This is a genomic window from Polyangiaceae bacterium (assembly GCA_016715885.1).
Lineage (GTDB): Bacteria > Myxococcota_A > Polyangia > Polyangiales > Polyangiaceae > Polyangium.
Map to the genome: position 1 here is coordinate 485,195 of JADJXL010000020.1, position 24,233 is coordinate 509,427.

The 24,233-nt window shown below is 62.8% G+C and carries 18 protein-coding genes; 11 read left to right on the top strand and 7 right to left on the bottom strand.

What is annotated here, in order from left to right; translation table 11 throughout:
* The 4 genes from IPM54_27360 (at position 1) to IPM54_27375 (ending at position 4,777) form a co-directional block, all read left to right on the top strand.
* Complete coding sequence (locus IPM54_27360; GenBank protein MBK9263512.1) at positions 1-1,434, top strand: VWA domain-containing protein; 1,434 nt, start codon at positions 1-3, stop codon at positions 1,432-1,434.
* Positions 1,435-1,512: 78 nt separating this feature from the next.
* Positions 1,513-2,799 carry a ribonuclease H-like domain-containing protein gene (locus tag IPM54_27365; GenBank protein MBK9263513.1) on the top strand — a complete coding sequence of 429 codons (1,287 nt, stop codon included), beginning with the start codon at positions 1,513-1,515 and terminating at the stop codon, positions 2,797-2,799.
* 78 nt (positions 2,800-2,877) lie between these two features.
* Positions 2,878-3,531, top strand: a complete 654-nt coding sequence (locus IPM54_27370; protein MBK9263514.1) for a DUF72 domain-containing protein — start codon at positions 2,878-2,880, stop codon at positions 3,529-3,531.
* A 76-nt stretch (positions 3,532-3,607) separates the two neighbouring features.
* The gene (locus tag IPM54_27375; GenBank protein ID MBK9263515.1) at positions 3,608-4,777 is read left to right on the top strand and encodes a hypothetical protein; all 1,170 of its coding nucleotides are present in this window, start codon (positions 3,608-3,610) and stop codon (positions 4,775-4,777) included.
* Here IPM54_27375 and IPM54_27380 read toward each other — a convergent pair.
* The gene (locus IPM54_27380; protein MBK9263516.1) at positions 4,767-5,276 is read right to left on the bottom strand and encodes a hypothetical protein; all 510 of its coding nucleotides are present in this window, start codon (positions 5,274-5,276) and stop codon (positions 4,767-4,769) included. The genes IPM54_27375 and IPM54_27380 overlap by 11 nt on opposite strands.
* 67 nt (positions 5,277-5,343) lie before the next feature.
* Here IPM54_27380 and IPM54_27385 point away from each other — a divergent pair, with 67 nt between their 5' ends.
* Positions 5,344-6,258, top strand: coding sequence for an NTP transferase domain-containing protein (locus IPM54_27385; protein MBK9263517.1), 915 nt, complete (start codon positions 5,344-5,346; stop codon positions 6,256-6,258).
* On the opposite strand, the gene IPM54_27390 is transcribed toward IPM54_27385, so the two are convergent.
* Complete coding sequence (locus IPM54_27390) at positions 6,233-7,603, bottom strand: hypothetical protein (GenBank protein ID MBK9263518.1); 1,371 nt, start codon at positions 7,601-7,603, stop codon at positions 6,233-6,235. The two genes, IPM54_27385 and IPM54_27390, sit on opposite strands and share 26 nt — an antisense overlap.
* A 68-nt stretch (positions 7,604-7,671) precedes the next feature.
* Between IPM54_27390 and IPM54_27395 the strand changes: the two genes are divergently transcribed.
* The 3 genes from IPM54_27395 to IPM54_27405 all read left to right on the top strand — a co-directional run bounded on the left by IPM54_27395 (position 7,672) and on the right by IPM54_27405 (position 11,765).
* Positions 7,672-9,054, top strand: a complete 1,383-nt coding sequence (locus tag IPM54_27395) for an anthranilate synthase component I family protein (protein ID MBK9263519.1) — start codon at positions 7,672-7,674, stop codon at positions 9,052-9,054.
* A gap of 78 nt (positions 9,055-9,132) precedes the next feature.
* On the top strand, positions 9,133-10,941 hold the full coding sequence (locus tag IPM54_27400) for an arginine--tRNA ligase (protein ID MBK9263520.1): 1,809 nt from the start codon (positions 9,133-9,135) through the stop codon (positions 10,939-10,941).
* Entirely contained in the window at positions 10,938-11,765 is an 828-nt protein-coding gene (locus tag IPM54_27405) for an SPOR domain-containing protein (protein ID MBK9263521.1), read from the top strand. Before IPM54_27400 ends, IPM54_27405 begins: the two co-directional genes overlap by 4 nt.
* Positions 11,766-11,774: 9 nt before the next feature.
* Here IPM54_27405 and IPM54_27410 read toward each other — a convergent pair whose 3' ends face one another.
* Together IPM54_27410 and IPM54_27415 are read right to left on the bottom strand one after the other, a co-directional pair.
* Positions 11,775-12,191, bottom strand: a complete 417-nt coding sequence (locus tag IPM54_27410) for a ribbon-helix-helix protein, CopG family (GenBank protein ID MBK9263522.1) — start codon at positions 12,189-12,191, stop codon at positions 11,775-11,777.
* Positions 12,191-13,330 (bottom strand): hypothetical protein, encoded by a 1,140-nt coding sequence (locus IPM54_27415; GenBank protein MBK9263523.1) that lies wholly within the window; start codon positions 13,328-13,330, stop codon positions 12,191-12,193. The genes IPM54_27410 and IPM54_27415 overlap by 1 nt, the downstream gene beginning before the upstream one ends.
* A gap of 240 nt (positions 13,331-13,570) precedes the next feature.
* On the opposite strand from IPM54_27415, the gene IPM54_27420 reads away from it, so the two are divergent.
* From IPM54_27420 to IPM54_27430, 3 genes are all read left to right on the top strand, one after another.
* Positions 13,571-14,758, top strand: a complete 1,188-nt coding sequence (locus IPM54_27420; GenBank protein ID MBK9263524.1) for an SPFH domain-containing protein — start codon at positions 13,571-13,573, stop codon at positions 14,756-14,758.
* Positions 14,759-14,926: 168 nt separating this feature from the next.
* Entirely contained in the window at positions 14,927-16,561 is a 1,635-nt protein-coding gene (locus tag IPM54_27425; protein ID MBK9263525.1) for a serine/threonine protein kinase, read from the top strand.
* Positions 16,562-16,645: 84 nt separating this feature from the next.
* Positions 16,646-19,516, top strand: a complete 2,871-nt coding sequence (locus IPM54_27430; protein ID MBK9263526.1) for a response regulator — start codon at positions 16,646-16,648, stop codon at positions 19,514-19,516.
* A gap of 14 nt (positions 19,517-19,530) precedes the next feature.
* On the opposite strand, the gene IPM54_27435 is transcribed toward IPM54_27430, so the two are convergent.
* The 3 genes from IPM54_27435 to IPM54_27445 are packed head-to-tail and all read right to left on the bottom strand — an operon-like array spanning position 19,531 to position 24,004.
* Positions 19,531-20,550, bottom strand: a complete 1,020-nt coding sequence (locus tag IPM54_27435; protein MBK9263527.1) for an ABC transporter permease — start codon at positions 20,548-20,550, stop codon at positions 19,531-19,533.
* Positions 20,547-23,156 (bottom strand): ABC transporter permease subunit, encoded by a 2,610-nt coding sequence (locus tag IPM54_27440; protein ID MBK9263528.1) that lies wholly within the window; start codon positions 23,154-23,156, stop codon positions 20,547-20,549. Before IPM54_27440 ends, IPM54_27435 begins: the two co-directional genes overlap by 4 nt.
* Entirely contained in the window at positions 23,153-24,004 is an 852-nt protein-coding gene (locus tag IPM54_27445; GenBank protein ID MBK9263529.1) for an alpha/beta hydrolase, read from the bottom strand. The genes IPM54_27440 and IPM54_27445 overlap by 4 nt, the downstream gene beginning before the upstream one ends.
* Positions 24,005-24,233: the final 229 nt, after the last annotated feature.

Here is a 24,233-nt window from a genome sequence, read left to right on the forward strand (position 1 = left end):
ATGAAAATCTACTCGTTTCGCGGGCCGAGTGGTCCGGCTTTCCTCGCGTTCGTCCTGTTCGCGCTGTTCATGTGCGGTTGTCGGCCTGCGGAGAGCCCCGAATCACGCGATCCGCACGCCGTGACAGCCGAAGGCCTGCTTGGTACGCCCGTTTTGCTCGCCAATGGCGAAAGCACCGTGTACGCAGTGGTTCGCCTCGGAACGGTCCCTCGACCTGCTCAACAACGTGGTCCGGTCAATGTTGCGCTTGCCATCGATACGTCCGGATCGATGGAGGGCGAGGGCATCGAGGCGGCGCGCAAAAGTGGCATGAGCGTCGTCGATTCGCTCGCGGACGGCGATCGATTGGCCATCGTCGTGTTTCACTCGAAAGCGGAAATCCTTTTGGAATCCGAGGAGTTATCGCCAGACGTTCGCGCCGAGGCGAAACAGAAAATCGAAGCGATCGAAGCGCGCGGAACGACCGCGATGGGTGAAGGGCTCGATTTGGCGCTGAACCAAGTCAATGCGCATTTCGATGCCAAAGGAATCAACCGAATCGTCTTGCTCGGGGACGGCATTCCGAATGTTTCTTCGCGGCTCGATTATACGGCGCAGAGGGCAGCTCAACGAGGAATCGTCATTACGACGATTGGCCTGGGCCTCGATTACGACGAAGTGCTGATGGCGAACATCGCCACGACATCCGGCGGTCGATACCGCTATGTGGAAGCTCCGGACAAACTGGCCGCGTTTTTCAAGGAAGAGTTGGGCCGGTTCGATAGCGTTTACGGACGTCACGCATCGGCGACGCTGACGCCAGGACCCGGCGTGCGCATCGATGGGGTCGTTGGGGGACAATCGGGAAGCGAATCAGCGTACGTTCCGCTTGGGGACATCACGCACGGAGATACGCGCGACATCGTCGTTCGATTGATTGTGAAGCCGCGTAAACCTGGCGTGCCGATCGAATTGCTCGATGCGACGATTCAATTCGACGATGCGCTCGAAGACGCCGGACGGCTCGAGCGGCGCGTGTACTTCGGCGCACACACGACGCTCGACGAAGCGGAAGTCGCAAAGGCAAAAAGGCCGGACGTGGAGCTGGCAGCGGCGCTGGCCGAAGCTTCGGCAACGACGATCCAAGCGATGGCCATGGGGAAAAAGGGCCGCTACCTGAGCGCGCGCGACATGCTCACCAAAGGTGCGGAGGCGGCGATTGCGCAGTCGAAGCGGACCCCGAGCCGTGAATTGGAAAAATTCGCAGAAAACATGCGAACCGTGGCCAAGGACATGCCCGAAGTGGATGCGCCGCAGCTCAAGCAGAGCACAGAAAGCCACGGCTACGATTTTTCGGACGATGCGGTCAACGCAGCACCCGCCGAAGCACCCTCGCCCTCCGTGACCAAGATGCGCAAAGAAGTGCATCAACAAGCGGTCGATCAGCTTTATTGACGCGCCCAATCCAGGTTCCCGAGACTGTCCTGACTTGATGTTCAGTACAGCCTGTGCGAACGTTTGGCCTGGTCGCCCATGGCGTCGTTTGCCAGCAAGCTGTCTCGGTTGCCCAAAATGTCCGGGGAAGCACCGGCAGGCCTCGCTACGTCAGCGCCGGCACCCGCGCTCGAGCCCGACAACGCAGCCGCGGCCCTGAAGTCCAAACCAACGCTCGACGAGCTGCGCAATCGCATTTCGCGCATCGTTGCGAAGGTATCCGCGCCAGCCCCCCGGCCCGACCCGACCGCCGCCGAGCTCCCGTTTTACCTGGAACGCACCGACCTCGGCCCTTTGCACGTGCGCCGCGAGCGCGCCGTTCCCGCAGCTCGCGTCGGCCGCGTGCCGCTCGTCGCCGCGCGCGATGCGGAACCCGCCATGCTCTCGCTGCTCGCGCTCGATCCGAACCTTGCATCGTGCGACGTCCGTGGCGCCCTGTTCCTCGATACGGAAACCACGGGCCTTCAAGGTGGCACGGGCACCGTGCCGTTCTTGCTCGGGCTGGCCTACTACGACGACGCGCACGGAGGGTTTGTCCTAGAACAAGCGCTGCTGAGGCGTCTCGGGGAAGAAGCGCCCATCCTGGAGCTCGTCGCGCGGCGCCTCGAAGCGGCGTCCATGATCGTCACGTACAACGGCAAATCCTTCGACATGCCGCTCTTGCGCACGCGCTTCGTCATGAACCGCATGCCCGTTCCTCCGGACAAACCTCACCTCGATTTGGTGCACGTCGCTCGGCGCATTCACGGCCAGCGCCTGAAGAGCCGCACGCTCGTGGCCATCGAGAACGAAGTGCTCGGTCGCGAACGCGTGGGTGACGTCGCGGGAGCCGACGTCGTCGCTTGCTACATGCACTACCTGCGCACGGGCGATGAAAGCGCGCTGCTCGGCGTCATCGAGCACAATGCGGCCGACGTGCTTTCGATGGTCGCGCTCGTGGGTCTCTACGGCGAGCCGTTCGGGAGCCTTGGTGGCGAAGACTTGGCCGGCGTCGCACGCACGCTTCGTCGTGCGGGGCAGCTCGAACGAGCCGCCGAAGCGGCGGAAGCAGCCGTCGACAAGGGAGGTGGCACGTTGGCACGCAGGGCGCGAGGCGACATCGCGAAGGCTCGCGGAGACAAGGCGCGCGCGCTGCTCGATTACGAAATGCTGGCCACCGAAGTCGACGATCCATCGGTACGATTGGAGCTGGCAAAGCTGTACGAGCATCACGTGAAGGCGTTTGCCGCAGCGCTGGCTTTGGTCGAACACGGCACGGGCGAGGCGGATCCCGAGCTGGAAAAGCGACGGGCGCGCCTCAACCGCAAGATCGAGCGACAAGCGTGACCTTGCTTTCGTGCGACCTGTGCTTTCGCGGGTGCATCGACAATGACAAACGCTGCCTTTTGGTTTAACTTAGGAGCGATGTTGACCGTCGGCTGCGCCGGCTTTCCTGTGCCCGCGACTCGCTACTTCAAAGAGTTTCTGTTCGTGGAGGTGCAGGAGACCCACGTGTCGATCCCTGGATCGGGCACCATTCGCCGATGGAAACGCGAAGCGCCGGAGGGGTTCCGCTTCGCGCTCCTGGGTCCGCGTGATGTCGGACAAGAAGGTTTTCGCGAAGGCAAGGTTGTCGAGACCGCACTGAAGAGCCTCGATGCAGTCGCCGAGGAGCTCGAAGCAACGACGGCCGTGTTCACGGCTCCGCCCGAGTTTGCTGCGAACCGCGTGAACAAGGGCATGGTGCGCGATTTTTTGCAGTCCATTCGATCGCGATACGGTCGCGTCATCTTCGAGCCAGCGGCGGGCTGGGATCCGGACGAGTGCGACGAGTTGGCGCAAGAGGTCGGTGCAATTGCAGCGCGCGACCCGCTCGTAGCAGGTCTATCGAAGCGGCAAACCGCGTATTACCGCCTTCACGGTCCAGCGGGGCACAAGTCGCGCTACGAGGATCCGGCCATCGAAAAACTTGCTGATATCGCCAAGGGAGCCAAGCATCACAAGGATGCGACGTACGTGTTCACGAACGTCGACATGTTCGCAGATGCGAAAAGGTTCAAGAAAGCGATGAAGCTGTAGCGCCGATCCGGCTGGCTTCTCGCATGCACCGCGTTGGAGTACGCTGACGCGCGTGCGAGCTTGGATATTTGGCTTGATGACGCTTGTGCCGCTCGGCGTGCTCGGAGCGAGCTGTGCACTCGGGGGGTTCGAGCAAGTTGGGCCGCCACCGGTGGACGCTGGCACCGACCTGGGCTGTCAGCACGCGACGGTACCTTTGCCGCCCAACATTGCCGATGCCGACTTCGGTGACGGCGATCCCAACGCAGAGACGGAGTTCACCGTCGCGCTCAAGGCGATTCGCATGAAGCGCTCTGCCGATGCCGGACCGCTCGGCCTCGACCTCGACCGCTTTTGCAGTTGTCAGGGTGAAACGCCCTCATGCATCCCACCACCCGGCCAAAAAGAAGAACTGGCGTGCGACAAACCCGAAGGGCGAGACAATCAGGCCGCAGCGCTCTTTGGGCTCATCGAAACCGTCTTGCTGTTCGACCCCGAGCAAGACGAGTTGTCCGAGCTTTACAGCAGCTTTGCGAACCTCGGGCGATGGTCGATTCTCATGCGCATCAGCAACTACAATGGCCTAGCAAACGACCCGCAAGTACGTGTCGAGTGGTATCCGAGCGGCGGGACGCCGATGCCTCCGCAGTGGAACGGCTCGGACGAATGGCCGATCGTTCCGTCTGCCATCTCCGATGCGGGCAGCGCCATGGATGGCGGACTCCTTGCGCGCTACTTCGACAACGAAGCGTATGTCGTCGACGGCAAGCTCGTGTTTGCGTTGCTCGAGAGCGAGTTTACCGCGACAAACGGCCTCACCCAACTCTCGATGACCATCTCGGACGGCACGGGCATGGCGCGCATCGAATCCGTGGGCGTTGGGCAATATGCGCTTCGTGACGGGGTCATTGCCGGTCGTGTGAAGCTCATCGACTTGTTCAAGATGGTCACCGATTTTCGTGACCACAACGGCGCGCCGCTCTGTGCAACGGTGTCAAACCCCTTCTGGGGCGTGACGCGAGATGCTTTCTGCCGCGGCCTCGACATCCAAGTGGGATCCCCTCAGCTCAACAAAAAATGCGACGCCTTCTCGGTCGGTCTTGGCTTCGAATCAGAACCAGCGAGGATCGGCGCCATCGAACCCGGGATGTCGGGTCAGATGAACTGCAACCCTGGCGAGGATCCATTGTCGGTCTATCTGGACGCCGGCTGCCCGCCACCCATGAACGTCGACGCCGCCGTTCCTGTGGATGCCCCTATGGACTAGCGTCTGCGTCCGACGAAGCATCGGGCATCGAGGCTGCGCCGGTGCTCGATGTCCCGTCGCCGGTGGGCTGAATGAACGCGCAAGCACTCAGCACTTCAGGCGTTCGCTTGATGATCGCACATGGAAGAATCGTGGTGGGATCAACGCCGGACGCGAGCGCGATGGTTGGGCATTGAGCCATCGATGCAGCGCCGGTTCGGGCGCATCCTGCAGTGGCGTGAATGGCTTCGGTACATGCGTTGATGGAAGCCGTCGATGGATCCGACCCAGGATTGGTCATGCCGTGCAGGCACTGATCGCGGTAGAACGCGGAGCAGTACTGCGACTCGGTATCGCTCACGCCGCATGCAGTTGCGGATTCGCATCGCGCCGCCTCGATCTGTTGGCACGCCTCGACGCCCACAGCATCGCCGGTGCACGCTGATGCAAACGCGCCGGAGAGTGAGCCCACGATTGCAAGGGCAACTGCAGCGGACAACACGCGAGCGTTTTTTCGCACGCGAAACGGGTAGCACGGGGTTTGGCCCGGCGCCGATTTTTCCGCGAAAGTACCAGACATTCGGCCAATGACGAACGCGATGATTCTTTGTGCCGGGCTTGGAACTCGCCTGCGCCCCCTGACCAACGAACTGCCCAAACCACTGGTCTGGTTGGGAGATCGCCCAGCGCTCGCACACATCATCGATCGTCTTGCACGTGGCGGCGTCGATGGAGTCGTGATCAACACGCATCACCTCGCAAACAAGTTCGATCGCGCGACGCTCGCTTCGATGCCGCTCGCCGTTCGTGTCGTTCACGAACCGCACATTCGCGGCACTGCAGGCGGCGTCGCGGGCGCCGCCGAAGCACTCGGCCCCGGCGACGTCATCGTCTGGAACGGAGACATCGTCGCGGATGTGGACATCACAGCGCTGCGAAATTCGTACGAACGTGAAACAACGTCGGGGGCGATCGCCGTGCTCGCCGTGGTCCCGCGACATGCGAAAGGGGAGGGGACCGTGGGGCTTGGAGCGGACGGACGCGTCGTGCGGCTTCGAGGTGAAGTGTTCGGGGAGGAAGCAGGCAGCGCGGATTATGTTGGTGTACAAATGATTGGTGCGTCGTTACGATCTCGCCTTCCGGAGGAAGGATGCTTCATGGCCGATGTCTACTTGCCCGCCCTCCGGCGCGGCGAGCGCATCGCGACGACGGCCGTCGCCACGCGATTCACGGACCTCGGCACGGTGGACACGTACCTCGAGGAAAACCTGCGCTGGCTCCGAGGTTCGGGGGCGAATGCGTACGTGGGTCCCGGTGCAGCAGTGGACACGAGCGTGACGGTCGTGGGCTCGATCGTCGGTGCGAGCGCGACCGTGCGTGGTCAGGGCGAGCTTCGTGATGTCGTGGTTTGGCCGGGCGCAACCGTCACAGCGCCGCTCGCGCGTGCCGTCGTGATGACGAATGGAGACGTCGTGCCTACGGGAAGTACATCTCCACGTTGAGCGCAGGTTTCCCGCTTTCCAGCACGCCTCCCATGATCGCAAGCGTCCCGTTCGGCGCAGGCACGACCGTCGCCCCGGACCGCGGCTCCCGCAGCGGTCGCTCGACCACCGATGGTTTGTCCACGTCAACTTCGAAGACGCGTACGAGCTTGCTTCCCATGGCTTCGTGCCCCACGACGAGCACGCGGCTACCTCCAAGGTAAAACCCGCGCGCCTTCACGAGCGCGACCGGCAGCTCCGCACCGACGACCTCGGTCATCGCGCAACCCGACGTGCAACCTGGATCCCACGTGCGCGTCGCAGCCGCTGCGTTCGTCGCCGTCACACCTCCCACGAGCGCCATGCGTCCTTTGCCAAGCGTCACCGCGGCTGCACCCACCGTCGCATCGGACGGCATGTCCCGAGCCACGAACGCAGTTTGTCCTTCTGGAACCACCTCGAACCCCGCGCCGGCTGCGCTACCGCCTGCAACGACGAGCCCCACACCTTCCGCCCACGCGCTCGCCGCAGACGCTCGCTCCTGCACCAGTGACAACGCCGTCACGAGCCCATCCGTGCTGAACGCGAGCACCCCGCGCGTCGCAGCACCTTCGCGCGTCGCACCAACGATGTAACTCGTGCCCGACGGTGACTCGACGACCACGCCCCCCGCAACATCGGCAAACGACGTCAATCCATCAGGCAGCGGAACCGTCGTCGGACTTCCCTCGGCACCGACGAAATATGCACCGGAATCACCCACGACGAGCATTCCATCGTAGCGGCCAACCAGGGATCCTGCGGCGATCGGCATCGCGCTCGAAGCCGCACTGTTCCACGCGAGCAAGTCGTAAAAATCCCCATCACGCGCCTCACCTCCGCCGTCTGCACCCATCGCCGAGATGCCTCCGGTTGTCGCGACGTACCTTTCGCCAAGCACACACGCGGGCGCATCCACATGCGCGCGATCGAGCGCCCCGGGAGGACGCGCCCACGTCTGAACTCGCTGCACGAAAACAGGGATGTCCTCGCTCGCAAACGCACTCGGCAAGAGCGCCGAAAGCGAGCGACCTCGAACGACGACCAACCCATCCGCCGATGTCCCCGTCACCTCGATCGAAAGCGGTTCTGCCTTTGGTACGTCGCCCAAATCGAACGCTCCGCCCGGCACCGTCTCCGCGGCGAACACGTCACCCCCCGTCGTTCGCGCTTCGATCCGCACTTTTGTGACCGCCGGCGACGCCGTAAACGCGTCCGTCTCCAGCCCCGTCATGATGCGCAGCGATCGCTCGAGCGGCTCTGCCTGACACCCGCACGCGACAGCTCCGGCCGCGAGCAACCCCAACCTCGTTGAACGATGCTTCACTTGATCCGAGCGTACCGCCGCGATCCGAGTGCCGCACGTTTCGACACGCCGTGTGCTAGCAGCACTCCGTGCTCGTAGGCCGCCATCTGCCGCTCGCTCCCGATCCTCTCGCCATCGCGGCTCGACTGCGCGAATCAGGCGCCGATCGCATCGCCCTCCTGCACGCCTCCGACCGCACGCCCGGCGCATACACACGTTATTCGTTCATCGCATGCGATCCCGATCGCGAAAGCCGCGCGCTCGATCCGCTCATCGACGACCCCGACTTGACGCGCGTTTTTGCCACGGGCGCTTTTCGAAGCATCCCGCGATGGATCGGCGTTTTGCCCTACGACGCATTCAGGCACCTCGAACGCCCCGACTGGGTACGCCAAGAAACACGTCCGCCGCCGCTCCTCGATCGCCCGCTTTGGTTGCGATATCCCGCAGTGGTCGTGGTTGACCATACCGAAGGCCGAGTTTTCGCGGTTGGCACTACGCGCGAGCACGTCGGAAACCTGCTTTCGCGCATGGGGACCGCACCTTTGGAGAGCGGTTTCGCGACGCTGAAACGTAAGCCAATTCGCGTCGAAGTCACCGAAAGCGAACCGTCCACGCTGCACATCGATCGCATTCGTGCTGCGAAAGAGCTCATCGCACGTGGGGATCTATACCAAGTCAATCTCGCTCGACGTCTGCGCGTGACGCTTGTCCAAGGTGGGCCACTCGACATGTACGCCCGCATGAGCGCTGCCGCGCCGTCTCCGTTTGGTGCGTGTTTGCAGCTCGATCGTGACTTGGCTGTCGTATCCACGTCACCAGAGCTGCTGCTTCGAGCTGAAACGATGGCATCGACTGATCGGTTGATATCGTCGACGAATTCATCAATGAATCCGATGCATTTTGCGCGACTGTATACGTGTCCTATCAAGGGCACGCGACCTCGAGGGGCAGGGGCATTCGAAGACAGGAATCTGATCCGTGAGCTCGACGAAGACCCCAAGGAAAACGCGGAGTTGACGATGATCATCGATGTCGAACGGAACGACCTGGGACGCGTGGCCAGGGCGGGATCCGTTCGCGTGGTCCGCGGTCCCGAGGTCGTCACACATCGCACAGTGCATCATCGCGAAGCCTTGCTCACAGCATATACCAAAAAGTCAGCTTCTCGCCGCGACGTACTCGAAGCGATGCTTCCCAGCGGAAGCGTGACGGGAGCGCCCAAAGTGCGCGCCATGGAAGTCATCGCGAACCTCGAAGCGCATCGTCGAGGTCTCTACACAGGCGGATTTGGTGCCCTTGCGCACGACGGTTCGATGACCCTCGCCATGGCCATCCGCACGGTCGTACTCCAAAACACCGACGGAGAATATTTTACAGGCGGCGGTATTGTCGCTGACTCGGATCCCCAACGAGAGCTCGAGGAAACACGATGGAAAGCAATTCAGCTCGAAAAAGTAGCGCGGTCATGAAATGTGTGACAATGTAAGAACATGTGATGACAGAAATTTGGGATTGAAGGACGCACTGAAGTAGAAGTCTGGTGGACGATGGGTATTGAAGAACAAGTCCGGCGAATCGTAGTTGGCGCACTCACGGAGCTCGTGGGTAGCGGCGTGCTTCCGCCGGAAGTCGTGCAAGCGCAGTTCGTCGTGGAGCGGCCGAAGCGGCCCGAGCATGGCGATTTGGCGACGAACGCGGCGCTCGTGATTCAGAAGCTGGCCAAGAAGCCTCCGCGCGAAATTGCATCGGCGCTTTCGGAGCGGCTCGGGCAGCATCCGGACATTCGTTCCGTTGAAATTGCGGGGCCTGGTTTTTTGAACTTGCGCCTGGTTCCGGCTGCGTTTCAGCGCGTGCTTGCAGACGTGCTGGAGTCGGGCCCGAGCTACGGGCGTTCGCCGAGCGGCGTGGGCGAACGCGTTCTCGTCGAGTTCGTCAGTGCAAACCCAACGGGACCGCTGCTCGTTTCGCACGGTCGAGGTGCGATCTTGGGGGATGCCGTGGCCACGCTGCTCGAAGCGAGCGGCTGCCGCGTGACGCGTGAGTACTACATCAACGACTTCGGCAACCAGGTGCGTCTCCTCGCCGAGAGCGTTCGCGCGATGGATGCTGGTACGCCCGTGCCCGAAGGCGGCTACTCGGGCGATTACGTGCGCGAGCTGGCGACGTGGGTTCGTCAAAACGATCCCAGTGCGCTCGACGAAGGCGACACGTCGCGTCTCTCGCGCGTGTGCATCGGCCGCATGCTCGATGGTTTGCCCGCGTCGTCGACGCTCCCTGGCATCAAGAAAACGCTAGCGAACTTGGGCATTTGGTTCGACGTTTGGTTCTCCGAAGAGAGCTTGCACAGGTGGGGTCGCGTGAACGCGGCGCTCGTGGAGCTCAAGGCGCGCGGAAGCTTGGACGAACGCGACGGCGCGGTGTTCTTCAAGAGCGTCGAAGAGGGCGACGACAAGGATCGCGTCGTACGCAAGAGCGACGGGGCGTTCACGTATTTCGCGAGCGACATCGCGTATCACGCGGACAAGATCGCGCGTGGATACGATCGGCTCATCAACGTGCTCGGCGCCGATCATCATGGATACACGGCGCGTGTTCGCGGAGCGCTCGCGGCGCTTGGTTTGCCCAAGGAGAAGTTCGAGGTTCTTCTCTACCAACTCGTGAATCTCTTGCGCGAGGGCAAACCCTACAAGATGGGCAAGCGGCTCGGGAACCTCGTGACGATCGAGGAGATCGTCGAAGAGATCGACGAGGCGGCGCAGCGCAAAGGAGCCGGTACCGATGCGCTCAGGTACTTCTACCTGTCGCACGCGAGCGGCACGACCATCGACCTCGACATCGACTTGGCGAAGAAGGCGTCGATGGATAACCCGGTGTTCTACGTGCAATACGGCTACGCGCGTTTGTGTTCGATCAAGGCGCGCGCTCGGGAAACGTTTGGGCTCGAAGTACCAAGGCCGTCTCCGCAGCTTCTCGCACGCATCGAACACCCGGACGAGCTCGCGATCGCAGCGCGTTTGGGGCGCTTTCCAGCGCTCGTGACCGAAGCTGCGGCGCTGCGAGAACCGCACAGGATTTTGCACTTCATTCGTGAACTGTCGCAGGATTTCCAGAGCTACTTCACGAGGCGCAAGCAGGAGGGCGACACGATCTTGCCGCTCGGCGTGCAGATGACGCAGCCCGGTTGGCAAGAGAAGTGGGACCGAGAGAAGAGCGCGGCGCGCCTGCTTTGGGTGGAGGCGATCCGCACCGTGTATGCGGCCGGATTGAAGCTCGCAGGCATCACGGCGCTCGAGCACATGCACAAACTCGCGGGGGAAGCCCAGGCGGCAGGCGACGAGGAGGGCTTGGTATCATGACCGTACGTGACATCGGCGAGGGCGGGACGATCCGCAACCTCGATGAGATTCAAGAAGCCGATCCGGGTGCGCGTCCGTCGCGTGCAGCGGCGCTCGTGCTTGCATCGCTGGGTGGAGCCTGCATCGTGTTTGCCGCGGTGGCGCTTTTGCGCGCGCCGATGAAGCCCAAACCGGCGCAGATCGACCCGCTCGGTGACTTGGTCGCGAAGACGCATCCGGCAGGCGTGAAGCCACGCAGGCCGGATCTTTCGGGCAGTGACATCACGTTTCCGGGGATGCTTTCGGACACGAAAAACACGACGGCGCTCGAAGTCGTGCGTTCGCCGCAGCCGGCTGCGCAAGGGGCATCGGATGCATTGCCGCCGATTCCACCGGAAGCCATGGCGGACAAACTCCCGCCTGCGCCGCTTCCTGCACAGAACATCTTGCAAGCGCCGCCGGAAAACGCTGCGGGCAAAGACACGCTTTCGGCCATGGCGAGACACGTCGCGCGCGAAGATGGCTCCGAGACGGCAACGACGGGCGGACCTGGCGGCTATCAGCTTCAGGTAAGCTCGTTCAAGACGCAGCAGGAAGCGGAGAAGTTTGCGTCTGCGCTGCGTCGTCGCGGGCATCGAGCGTATGTCGAAGCAGCGAACGTCAAAGGTCGTGGGCTTTGGTACCGAGTGCGCATCGGACCGTTCAAGTACAAGAACTCGGCGTCGATCTATCGGCAGGATTTCGAGGCCAAGGAGCGCATGGTCACGTTCATCATCGAGCCGCCGAAGAACAACGTGAAGATCAAGAGCGAGGAGCAAGAATCGGTTGCTCCTGCGTCACCGTAACGGCCTTCGTTACCCGTGTGGTTCGATGGCCGCCGCCACTGAAGTTTCACACGACAACACGCCTTTCGTTCCTGCGATTTTCCCGGCGATTTCTGCCAGTTTTTCCGCGGTGGCTCGCACGATGAACGTGTCGAGGTGCCTCCCGCGATCGATACGTACGTGCTGACTTGCAACGATCACGTCCGGCGTGTTCGGCTCGCTTTCGCAAAGGCGCATGACCTCGCTACGCACGTGCGGTGAATACACGACCGTAAGCGTTGCGATCACGGTCGCTCCGCGGTCGTACGCCGCGCGTGTGAGGTCTGCGCGAACGAGATCGCGAATGGCTTCGGAGCGGTTTTCGTAGCCGCGTTCCGCAATGCGCCGGTCGAACTCGGCGAGCAGCCCGCGTTCCATCGCCACACCGAATCGAACGAGGTCACTCATTACTTTCGCTTCTGCAGATGCTTGCGAACGGCATCTCGAATGGGTGCCGAGACGTTGCGATTCTTGATGAAGTTTCGCATGTCAGACTCGCGTAGTCCGAGCGCGAAGCGGATGGCCATTTGAGGCGGCGTCTTCGGATTTTCCGCCAGGTTTTTCTTGATCGAATAGCTACGAAGCCACTCGCCGGACGTCCCGATGATCTTGAGCACGTCTTCCGAGATGTTGCGGTTTTTCGTGATGAGGTCGACTTCGTCTTCTTGCAGCATCGGGCTGCGTGCCACGGCCGTGCACACGAGACGATTGCGTTCGCGCACGAGCAGCAGGCGTTCTTCTTTCGTGCCGAGTGTGGCACGACGAACCTTCTGACTGATCGACATGTCGGCGATGCGTTTGTGCAGCGGTACGAACTTTTCCTTGACGACTTCTTCGCCGCTCTCGACCTTCTCGACGTGCGTATCTTCCGGCTCCGCGGTCTTCGATGCAGCGGCGTCTGCGGCGATTTCTTCGGCGATCGCCTCGGTCTCTGCGTACACGAGATCGTCTGGCGTCGGCTCTTCGGAGGGCTCGTAGATGAGCTCGCCTTCGAGCGCTTGGGCCGCTTCGCGAAACGTCGGAATTCCGCTGAGATCCAGGCCATTTCTACGTGCGAGATCCACGATGCGATCGGCCGTCGACATCCGCGTTGCCCGGTTCATGTAGAGCAGCTCGATGATGCGCGGATGCTGCAAGAGGCGCGTTTCGTTCGTCGCGACAATCTCGGTGATCGCTTCGGTCCCGGCGCGAGCGAGGTGTTCGATGGAGTCCATCGACACGCGAGGCATCACGACGAGTTTTTCGATGACGTCGACGCGATCGATGTAGGCCTGAGCGAGAGCGTGGATGATTGCGGGCTCGAGGTCCGTGGCGAGGGCGCCTTGAAGAATCGGCGCGGGCAGATTTTTGATGGTGGAGACGGCGGTGTCGTGAACGGCTGCGCGGTCGCTTTGGGTGAGAATGACGACGACGGCGAGCAGTTCGGCGGGCTTGAGGCCGGGCGCGATACCTTTTGCGGCGAGCTCTTGCAGTTTTGGGGGAGCGTCTGGGGCGACGAGTTTTTGCGCCGGGCCTGGAAGAGACGCGATGTCGATCGGTGAAGTCATGCGGATCTCGCTCGAAAAAGCCGCTTCTGGTGAAGGGGAGAGCCCCCCGAGACAGCCGGTCGGCTCGGGCAACGACGGGGGCGGGTATTGCTGACCCGCCTAGTGCGCATTATCTTCACGGGGCTGCGGTCCGTCGCGGCATAAAAAGTTCGGGCCATCGACCATGCAGGCTTCGGAAGGAGCTTGTGGGCGTGGCGCGGCGTCTGCCTGCCGGTAGCGGGCGAGGAGCGGGACTTCGACATGGGGATCATGGATTTCGTCAAGGGCGGCGTTCGCGAGATGATGATCGCGCGGCCGGATCGGTTCAAAAACCTCATCGTCTACAAGCACCCTGATCAGAACATCCCGTTTTATTCACAGCTCACGGTCGACAGCGACGAGTGCGCGCTCTTTTTCAAAGACGGGAAGTACGTCGGCTATTTGCCGCCGGGGCGCCACACGCTGCAAACGCAGAACATTCCGTTTCTGAACAACATCATCAACAAGTTCACGGGCGGTGACGTTTTCATCGCCGAGGTCTTCTTCGTGAAGATGCAACCGATTCGCGGTTTGCCCTTCGGCGGGCCGCTCGAGTCGATGGAGGACCCGATTCTTTTCGAGTTCGTCACGCCGCGCATCTTCGGCGAATACGCGCTCGTCGTGACCGACCCCGTGCGGTTTGTCATTGGCTACCACGGCCAGATGGCGGGATCGCAAGACAACGAGCAGATTCTGAACTGGATCAAGGGCAAGTTCTTCATGAGCGTGAAGACGGTCATTGGTCAGCTCTGCGCGCAGCAAGGCAAGAGCCTCTTGAACCTCGGCGGCATGAGCATGGAGATCGCCGGGCGCATTCAGCAGAGCGCTCCGAACTTGGACGAAATCGGCATCAAGATCCTCGAGATCGGCAACTTCAACATCAACTTCTCGGCCGAGGATCAGCGCATGCTTCGCGAGGCGAATGCCAAGCGAGCCGAAGCTCGTCGCGGCATTGGAATCGCGTCGGACAAGGCGCAAGCCAATCAGTTCGGGCTCGACCAAAAGTTCCAGCAGGACGCGCGTTACGTGCAGCATCTCGCGGGCAACTGGAACAATTACGCCTCGGGCCAAGCGATGATGGGCGCAGGCGAGGGGATGGCCAAGGGCGGAGCGAACGTCGGCATGGCGCAGCTCGGAGCTCAAGCCGCGATGGGCATGAACATGGCGCACATGATGCAGCCGCAGCAATACGCACCGCCGCCGAACTTCGCGCCGCCGCCGCAATTCCAAGGCGGACAGCCGCAGCAGGCCCAGCCGCAGCAAGCACAGCCGCAGCAGCCGCAAGCAGCGGCGGGTGGCGCTGTGAGCATCGAGGTGCGGCTGCAGAAGCTCGCGGCTCTGAAACAACAGGGGCTGATCAGCGACGAGGATTTCAACGCCCGCAAGGCAAAGATCCTCGAAGAGATCTAAAGCTTCGTTGCTTCGTCGGAAGCATTCGAGCTAGGACGATGGACGCGACGCGCTGGACACAGCAGCGTGTCGCGTCGTTCGTTCATCCCTGACGAACGCGGTTTGTCCTCGAGGAAGACGACCTCGTTTTTTTAACCCCCCGCCCAATCCTCAGATAGACTCAACAAGGTGGCGCGACCCGTACGCATAGAGCCTGAAGCGAACGCCTTGCGTGATGCCAACGGCGCGAAAATCGACCCCAGTATGCTCGGAGCCGACAAGCAAAAGCGCACGCGCGCGAGGCGTTGTCCCGAGTGCGAGAAGTTTTTCTCAGGTGAAGTGCGATTTTGCCCGTTCGACGGCGATGCGCTGATCGACGCACCCGACTGGAATCCCAACGCCGATCCACTCGTAGGCCAAGTCGTCGATGGTCGTTATGAAGTGCTTTCGCTTCTGGGCGAAGGTGGCACGGGTTCCGTCTACGAAGTGCGACATACGACGCTCGGACGCAAGTTTGCTCTCAAAGTATTGCGTCACGACATCGCGCAGGATCCCACCACCGTCACGCGCTTCATGCAGGAAGCGAAGGCGGCTGCTGCGATTGGACATCCAAACATCGTCGCCGTGAGTGACTTCGGCGAGGTGCAGCCCGATCGCAGCGCCCCGATCACGTCCAAGGTTCCGTACTTCGTCATGGAGCTGTTGAGCGGCACGACGCTCGCCAATTTGCTTCGTGCCGAGCTCATCTTGTCGCCGGATCGTACGGCTGCCATCGGCCTTCAATGCGCGCTCGCCCTCGCGGCTGCGCACGAAGCTGGCGTCATTCATCGCGACCTGAAGCCCGACAACATCTACCTCGTTCGAAGTGGCGATCGTGAATTCGCCAAGTTGCTCGACTTCGGTTTGGCCAAGATTGCCGGTGCCAGTCGCCTGACGAGACAAGGCATCGTGTTTGGCACGCCGCACTACATGAGCCCCGAACAAGCGCTCGGTCAGCCGGTCGATCACCGCACGGACATCTATGCGCTCGGGGTCATTCTTTACGAATGTTTGACCGGGCGCGTGCCTTTCGAGGCGGACAGCTTCAAGGGCGTCATGGACTTGCACATCAGCGGTGTGCCCGTGCCGCTCGAGCAACGCGTGCAGGATCCATCACGCCTCGGGCCGCTTGGGGACATCGTCATGAGGTGTCTCGAGAAAAACCCTGGGGATCGTTATGCCACGATGGCTGAGGTCGCCAGCGCGCTCGAGGAAGCGCTTCCGCTGATCCCTGGTGCCGATGGCGATGCAGCGTTGCCGCATTTGGAAGGGCAGAGCGCGGCGGGACGCGGACAGAAATCGGACGCATCGAGCGGTGGACCGAAGCCTGCGCTGCTCTTTGTGCTGGCTGCAGCAACGGCCGTGGCAGTTGGTGTCGTCGTGTTTCTCGCGGTGCAACCGGGTCCGGCCGCGACAAACCCACCCGCTCCTGCACCGGCACCGGCACCCGCGCCCGCCCCGACGCAACCCGCGACGCAAGCAACCGTCGCCGCACCTCCGCCGGTGCCCACGCCGACGGCGCCACCACCTGAAGCGACGGCCCCCGAAGCGACAGCTCCTCCCGTGGCCGATACGGCGCCGCCAGCTACCGCGGCTCCAACGCAGCCGCTGCCAACGGCGCCTCCTCCGACGGCGCCCACCGCACCGCTTGTGCGTCCCACATCGAAACCAACCGCAAAGCCTGCCCCAGCACCCGCTCCCGCACCGGCGCCAGCACCTGCGCCAACACCAACCACCAAAAAGAAGCCGCCTGCTGGTGGTGACGTGGTCGATCCTTGGGGCTAGACCAATCTGCGAGCGCACCAATGCGCCGACATGTCGGCTTGACATACTGAGCCCCCGCTCGACATCCTTTGCGGACACCTGCTCGTGGCAAAACAACAACTTCTCCTGGTCGACTCCGACGCGCGCAGCCTCCGTTTGCTGGAAGTGAGCCTCAAGAAGGCCGGTTTCAGCGTGACGACGGCGCAAGACGGCAATGATGCGCTCGCAAAAATCGAACTGTCGCCCCCCGACTTGATCCTCACGGACACTCGTCTGCCCGGTCTCGATGGCTACGGGCTCGTGCGCCGGATCAAGGAAAACCGCGAGTGGGCATCGATTCCCGTCGTCTTTCTAACCAGTCAAAAATCGGTCGAGGATAAAATTCGCGGCCTCGAGCTGGGCGTCGAAGATTACTTGACCAAACCCATCTTCGTCCGCGAGCTCATTGCGCGTGTCAGCATTCTTCTCGCGCGCAATGCTCGCGACGGGTTTGCCTCGAAGCAATTCGCGCATAGCGGACGCACGCGTTTCGCGGGCCTCGTGGCCGACATGGGCGTGGTGGATCTGCTGCAAACCTTCGAAGTCAGTCGCAAAGCAGGCATCGTCCACATCCACAACAACGGGCAAGAAGCGCACATTTACTTCCGCGACGGCAAGGTCATCGACGCCGTCTTGGGGAGGCTTGCGGGCGAAGAAGCCGTCTACCGCGCGCTCCTTTGGAACGAAGGCAATTTCGAGGTCGAGTTTTGCAAGATCGACATGCCCGACGCCATTGGCAGCTCCACGCAGGGGCTGCTCATGGAGGGCATGCGGCGCATGGATGAGTGGGGGCGTCTTTGCGAATCCCTCCCGCCGCTCGACACGATCTTCGACGTGAATGCCGAGGCCCTCGTGGATCGGCTCAACGAAATCCCGGACGAACTCAACGGAATCCTGCGTCTTTTCGATGGCAAACGGAACCTCATGGCGGTCGTCGATGCATCGCCGTTCGAGGACCTGTCGACGATGTCGACCATTTCCAAGCTGTACTTCGAAGGGTTGCTCATTCCGCGAGCACCTGCGTCGGAAAAACCAGAGGAAACGCACGACGACGCGATTCTCGGCGAACAGCATCACGAGGAGATTCCACCGAATACGGTGATGCTTCGCTCGAACCTGCTCGCGACGCGCACCATGACCGGGTACGAAGCGCCAAACGTTCCCGGGGACTTTTTGCTCGACGAATCGGTCGTTCCCGCGGCTTCCGTCGCGGTCCCCGCAAGCTCCGATCGCGTGGGCGTGCCGACACGAGCGCACGACGCACAGTTGCGTGCGCGTGGTGGAGCGACTGCGCCGAAGCCAACCGAGTCGCGTGCGCCAAGCCCGCCGACAGCTCGCTTGGGCAAACTCGCAGGCGCCGAACCTCCGCCGGAGCCCGAAGAGACGGATGCTCCGACGATCGCAAGGCCTGCCGAGAAAGAGCTTCAAAGCCTCGTGGAGCGTGCAACGGCGGCGGCGGCGTTGGCTGCGATAACACCTGCAACGGTGACACCAGCTCCCGCTCCCGCGGCCAAACCCGCCGCACCCGCGCCGACACCGGCCACGGGGCCCGCGCCGATGTCGCACGAAGACCTTGGGCCACCCACGGCGTCGTCGTCCCCATCTCCCGCTCAAGCAGCTCAGGCCGCGCCACCCGCACGTTCTTCCGAGCCGCCCACACGCATTCGAGCTTCCGAACCTCCCACGCGGCATCGTCCTTCCGAGCCGCCGCCGGTGAAGATCGTCGAGGCCGGGCCGCCGATTCGCACGCAAACGCTCGCATCGATCCAAGCGCCCGTTCTGCCTCCGCCAGACCCTCCACCTCCGCCTCCGCCTTCGGAAGAGCCCGCGACGATCGCACGTGATGGCTCGACTGCGCTGAAGGCGCTCGAGAACGAAGAGGCGATGGCGCAGACCGAGCGTCCGTCGCGTACGGCCGCCGATGGCCCGCCGACGCAGCGCGAGTCGTCGTATCCGATGTCGGTCGAACCAAGACCGCCCAGAAGGGCTTCCGAGCCGCCTGTGGTGCGAACGCAGAGCGCTGTACCAGGAAAAACCTACCTGAAAGCCCTGGCTCCGCCGCAGAAGACACCTGCGCCTCGGCTCGAGACCGACACGATGCCGGAAGCAACCGCACCAGTGGTGCCGCCGCGCAAGCAAACGCCTTCGAAGGCGCAAACCGAAGATGATTTCTTCGGCTCCGATGGCCCGTCGCTCGACGACTCGAATTCCGACGCCACGGACACGGGCGATGCGTTCGACGACGATACTGCGCCGAAGTTTTTCGCGGAACCGCCTTCGGGCGATGAAGATGACGACGGCGAATACTCGCCGCTGGGTTTGTCGCCGGAACAACGGGCCAGACGTGCGCGTAACATCAAGATCGTTGGCATCGCCGCCGGCTTCGTCGGACTGTTGATCGGCATCTTCGTCGTTGGGCAAAATTTGATTGGACAACCGGATCCGTCGACTGCGCCCAGCGCAAGTGCTGCTGCTGCGACGGCTCCAACGCCGTCGGCACAGGCAGTCGTCGATGCTGGCGCAGCCGCGCCCGTCGACACCGCGCCTGCCGAGGCAGACGCCGCCCCCGCCGCCGAAACGCCCGACGCGGCCCCTGCGGAACCCGTTGCAACAGGGGAACCTGCGCCGACGGGTGAAGCTCCAGCGCCGGCCGGCGAAGCACCGACGGGTGAAGGTCCGGCACCAACGGCGGAAGCCGTGTCATCGGATGAAACGGGGCCGCTGTCGACGCGCATCATGCGTGCGATGGAGCAAGGCCAGATGGGCAAGGCGCGCAACCTCGCAAGGCAATACACGCAGCAATCGCCGGGCAGCGCGGAAGCTTGGTACCTCCTCGGAGCATCGGGGGGCGGGGCTTCGGCGTTCCGCCGCTGTGCGGAGCTTGCAGGCCCCGAATCTGCTCGCGGTGCCGAATGCCAATCGCTTGCTGGCGACTGATTCGCGTTTGCTCGTCACGCTCGTGACGTGCGCGGATCCAAGAACACAGCGACCAAGTCCACGAGCAGCGTTGCAGCCACAATCGCGATGGCCGCCACGAGAACGGTCGCCGTCACGAGCGGTCCATCGCGATTCACGATCGCTTCCACCGCCATCTGGCCCATCCCTGGCCATCGAAAAAGTTTTTCCGTGACGACCGCGCCTCCCACGAGCGCGCCCAGATCCAGCACGGCGAGCGTCGCGACGGGCACGAGCGCCGTACGCAGCCCGTGCACGACGAGCGCCCGCATGCGCGATGCGCCTTTGGCTCGAGCCGCGCGCACGAAGTCCTGATCGAGCGCTGCACCGAGCTCTGCCCGCACGAGGCGCGCATAAATCGCGCTACCGTGAATGCCGAGCGTGAGCGCCGGGAGCACCAACGATGCGAGGTGCTCTGCCGAGGTTTTACCGTAGCCGTCGTAGGGCAGGAGCCCCAGTCGATGCGCGAGCACGTACTGGAGTGCCAAACCCGTGATGAACGTGGGCGCGCTGATTCCCAGCAGCGCGACGCCTGCACCAAACTCGTCCCATGTCCCACCCGGGCGCGCCGCGGTGCTCACGCCAATCGACAGCCCAATCGCCAAGGCGACGGCCAACGCTGCAAGCGCAAGGTCGAGCGATCGCGGGAGTTTGGCCGCGACGAGATCGACGATCGGTCGCCGATAATGAAAGCTCGTTCCCAGATCGAAGTGCAAACGCTCGACGGATGCGCAACTTCGATGATCGGCCGGGCGCAGAGCGTCCTTTTGCAGAGCCGCGCCAACGTGCACGAGCCGCAGCAAATACCGCGCGTAACGCACGCGAAGTGGACCCGTGAGCCCATAGACCTCGCGCGCTTTTTCGACATCGCGTGCAGATGCTTGAGGGCCGACAATCATCCGAGCGGGATCACCCGGAAGCACATGTACCAGGAAAAACGATAGGGTGGTCACTCCAAACACGACGGTCAGCGCCCACCCAATGCGCCTCAGCGCTCGCCAGAACCAACCGGTCATCGCGCGCCTCGCATCGTGCCGAACGGTAAAAGCATCGATGCCGGGCCAAGCAACCGTCGCCGCTCTACGCGCGCGATCGCTTGTTTGTCGATCCAAACATCACGAAAACGCTGTGGAATGACGGGGTGCGGCACGTAGCCGCGCACGTACGGTTGCCACAGCTCGAAGAGGCGAGGAGCGTGCGTCGGTGCCCACGGGGCTTCATCGCGGATGATGGCTTCAGCACGCGCGAAGAGGCGCTTGCGCGCTTCGGGGTTACGCTCGCGCGACGCGTCATCGAGCGCGCGGTCGAGCTCGTCGCTCTTGAAGAAGGCGTAGTTCTGCGAGTGTTCGTCGTCGATCGCGCGTGACGACAACGTGGGTTCGAAGAAGTTCAGCGCGTCGGGGAAGTCGGCTTTCCACCCGACCCAGCCCATCGTCGATGTGCGTCGCTTCGATACTTTTGCCAAGTACGACGCGTAGCTCGTGAGCTCGAGTCGTACGCGAATGCCGATGCGCGCAAGCTGTTCGACCCACACCTCGGCGGCTTGTTGTTCAAACGTATCGGCCGGGGCGATGTAGTCGACGACGTACGGGTAGCCGCCTTTGCCGGTCGCCTCGTCGAAAGCGTATCCAGCGGCGCGCATCTCCTCGAGAGCAGCGGCGACATCGTGCTTGCGCATCGCTTCAATGGGCGCCGCTCCTGGAATGCCATCGGGCAACACACGATCGATCGCGTGCACTTCGGAGCGCACCTTTTCGAGGACGCTCGGATCGATGGCGAGCGCTACGGCACGACGCACAGCACGCACGTCGAACGGAGGCATCTCCGTGTTCATGAAGATGGCGTTGGTCACGGACGATGCGGACAAGGAGAACCGTCCGGCCCACGCGGGATTCGATCGGTAAAGCGCGCCGTCTTGGCTGCCGAGGTCGCGCACGTAGTCGAGCACGCCGCGTTCGAACTTGTAACGCTGCGCCGTCGCGCGTTCGTTCGTGAGCCATTCGATCGCATCGAGGTACGGGCGACCTGGGATGAAGTACCCATCGTGCCGTTCGAGTCGAATGACGCCCTCGGGCTCCCACGACGCGATGCGAAATGGACCTGCGCCACACGGGGAGGGCGGTTTGGCAGCTTCGACGGTGGCACCGGACGAGGGGCAAACCGGCGCTGCAAAGGAGAGCGTGAGCAGCGAAAGAAACGTCGCGTCCGGGTGATCGAGCGTGATGTCGACGGCGAGGTCGCTCGTGACGCGGATGCCTTCGATGGTCTGCGCTTGCCCCGAGCGAAACGCGGATAGGCCTCGAATGGCTGCGTAGTGGCTCGCGCCTGGGCTTGGCGTGCGAGGGTTCAGCGTTCGTTCGAGCGATCGTTTTACGTCGGCGGCGCGCAGCTTTGCCCCGTCATGAAAGACGACGTTGGGGCGCAAGACGAACGAGTACGTCTTGCCGTCATCGGAGACGTGGAAACTTTGCGCCAGCTCGCCGACGACCTTTCCGTCGTCGCTCCACGTCACGAGCTTGGCGAAGAGCAGGTCGCCGAGTGCCGTTGCGGCTTCGTCATAAGCGAGCGCGGGATCGAGCGTGCGAACGTTGACGATGGTCGCGACGCGCAACGTTCCGCCGCGTGAGGGCGTTTGCGATTGCGCAACGGACTCGATCGGAGCTGCGACGCGCGGTGGAGGAAGTCCGACGAACACGAGCAATGCCGCGGCAACGAGAAGCAGATCGGCAGGCACGCGAGCACCGGGACGTGGAGTTGTTCGAGCGTTGTCGTCGAATGCATCGCGCAGCGCGTCACCCAGACGTCCGAAGCCGAGCACCGTGAGCAAGATGGCGATGCTTGGTGCAGCAACGAGTCCCGGTCGCGACACGAAAAACGGCTCGGCTTCGTGGAGCATGCGTCCCCACGACGGAGCGGGTGGCGGCACGCCGAGCGACAGGTAACCGAGCACCGCTTCAGCCAGGACCATCTGCCCGACGCTCGTCGTGGCCATCACGATGACGATGCTCGCTGCATTCGGCAGAACGTGGCGCGACATGATCCACGGCGCGTTTGCGCCCATGGCACGAGCTGCGAGCACGAAGTCGAGCGAGCAAATTTGGATGGTCTTCGCGCGCACGACACGCGCGATGCCGGCCCACCCGGACAAACCCAGCACGAGGAGCACGGTGAGCGTGTCGGAGCGCCCAACGGCGGCACCGATCGCCGTGACGACCAGCAGAAACGGCAGCGCGAGCAGAATGTCCACGACGCGACTGAGCGACGTGTCGAGCGACTTGACGCGCACCGATGCGGCGTACCCGGCGACGACACCGACGGCGGTGCCGATGGTGGTCGCGATGAGCGTTGCGAGCGTTGCGATGCCGAGCGACGTGCGGGCACCGTGGGCAAGGCGCGCGAAGACGTCGCGATGCAGCGCGTCTACACCGAGCCAATGCGTGAGCGATGGTCCGGGAGGTGCGCCGTTTGCTTCACGTGCGAGCGAAAAATCGTTCGCGTTCGGGGCGTGACGAGCAACGAGCGGACCGAGGAGAGCAAAGCCAACGAGCGCGACGACGATGATGGAACCGATCGCGGCCGCGCGAGTTCGGAAGAAGCTCCGCGCGGCTCGATGAAGCATCACCGTTTGCCCTCCAAGAATTGCCGGATGATCTGGATGGACTCGCGCGGACGCTCTTCATGAGGAACGTGCGCTGCGTCCATGATTTCGAGCTTCGCGGCGGGCATGGCGCGCACGAGACGTTGTGCGTTTGCGACGGGGAAAATGCGGTCGTCTCGGCCCCACATGACGAGCGTCGGCGTGGTGATGCGCGTCAAGCGTGCGACGATGGGGCGCGTGTCGATCGATCGCAGCACCGCGTATGCGCTTTCGCGCGCTGATGGTCCGTTGAAAAATTCGTAGTGTTGATCGATGCGCTCGTAAGGGATTTCCGCACCCGGACGAAAGAACTCGTCACGAAAGTAGGCACGGAAGCCGCGACGCCCGAATATCTGCTTGAAGATGAGTCCACCAACGATGGGAGCGAACGGCAGCCTTGCGCGGAAGCTGAGCGGGAACGGGTAAACGAGCGCATCTTCCAGCACGAGACGCGTCACGAGCTCGGGGTGTTCCGCCGCAAGCGTCAGCGCGATGGCACCGCCCATGCCGTGTCCGAGGACGCAGGCTCGACCGACTCCGAAGGCAGCGATGAGGTCGGCCATGGATTCGGCAAATGCTTCGATTCCGTAGGAATAGCGTGTGAGGCTTGGTTTCTCGCTCTCGCCGAAGCCTGGAAGGTCCGGCGCGATGACGTGAAAGTGTGCGGCGAGCGTTTCGATGATGTCTTCGAAGGATCGGTGACTCGTCAGAAACGTGTGTACGAGCAGAAGCGCCGGGCCCGTTCCTGCTTCGAGCACGCGCATGCGCACGCCTCGGGCGTTCACGTCCCGAAGCATTGGCTCCACGTTGCGGTCGAGATTTTTGGCGACCATGCAGCCCGTAGCCTACCAGCCGTCACGTTTGCGGCAGGCGTGTGATCCAGGGACCCTCGACAAAGGGGGGAGGGGGGATCCAGATCTACGGAGAGGGGTCAAGAAAAAAGAGGTTTTGCGCGGACTGAATATGTCCTACCAGGTGATCGGAAACCGATCAGTCGCCGCATTTCCCGCACGTTCGGCAATAATTCTGATCGGATAGTTTGACTGTATTCTACTCAGTGGA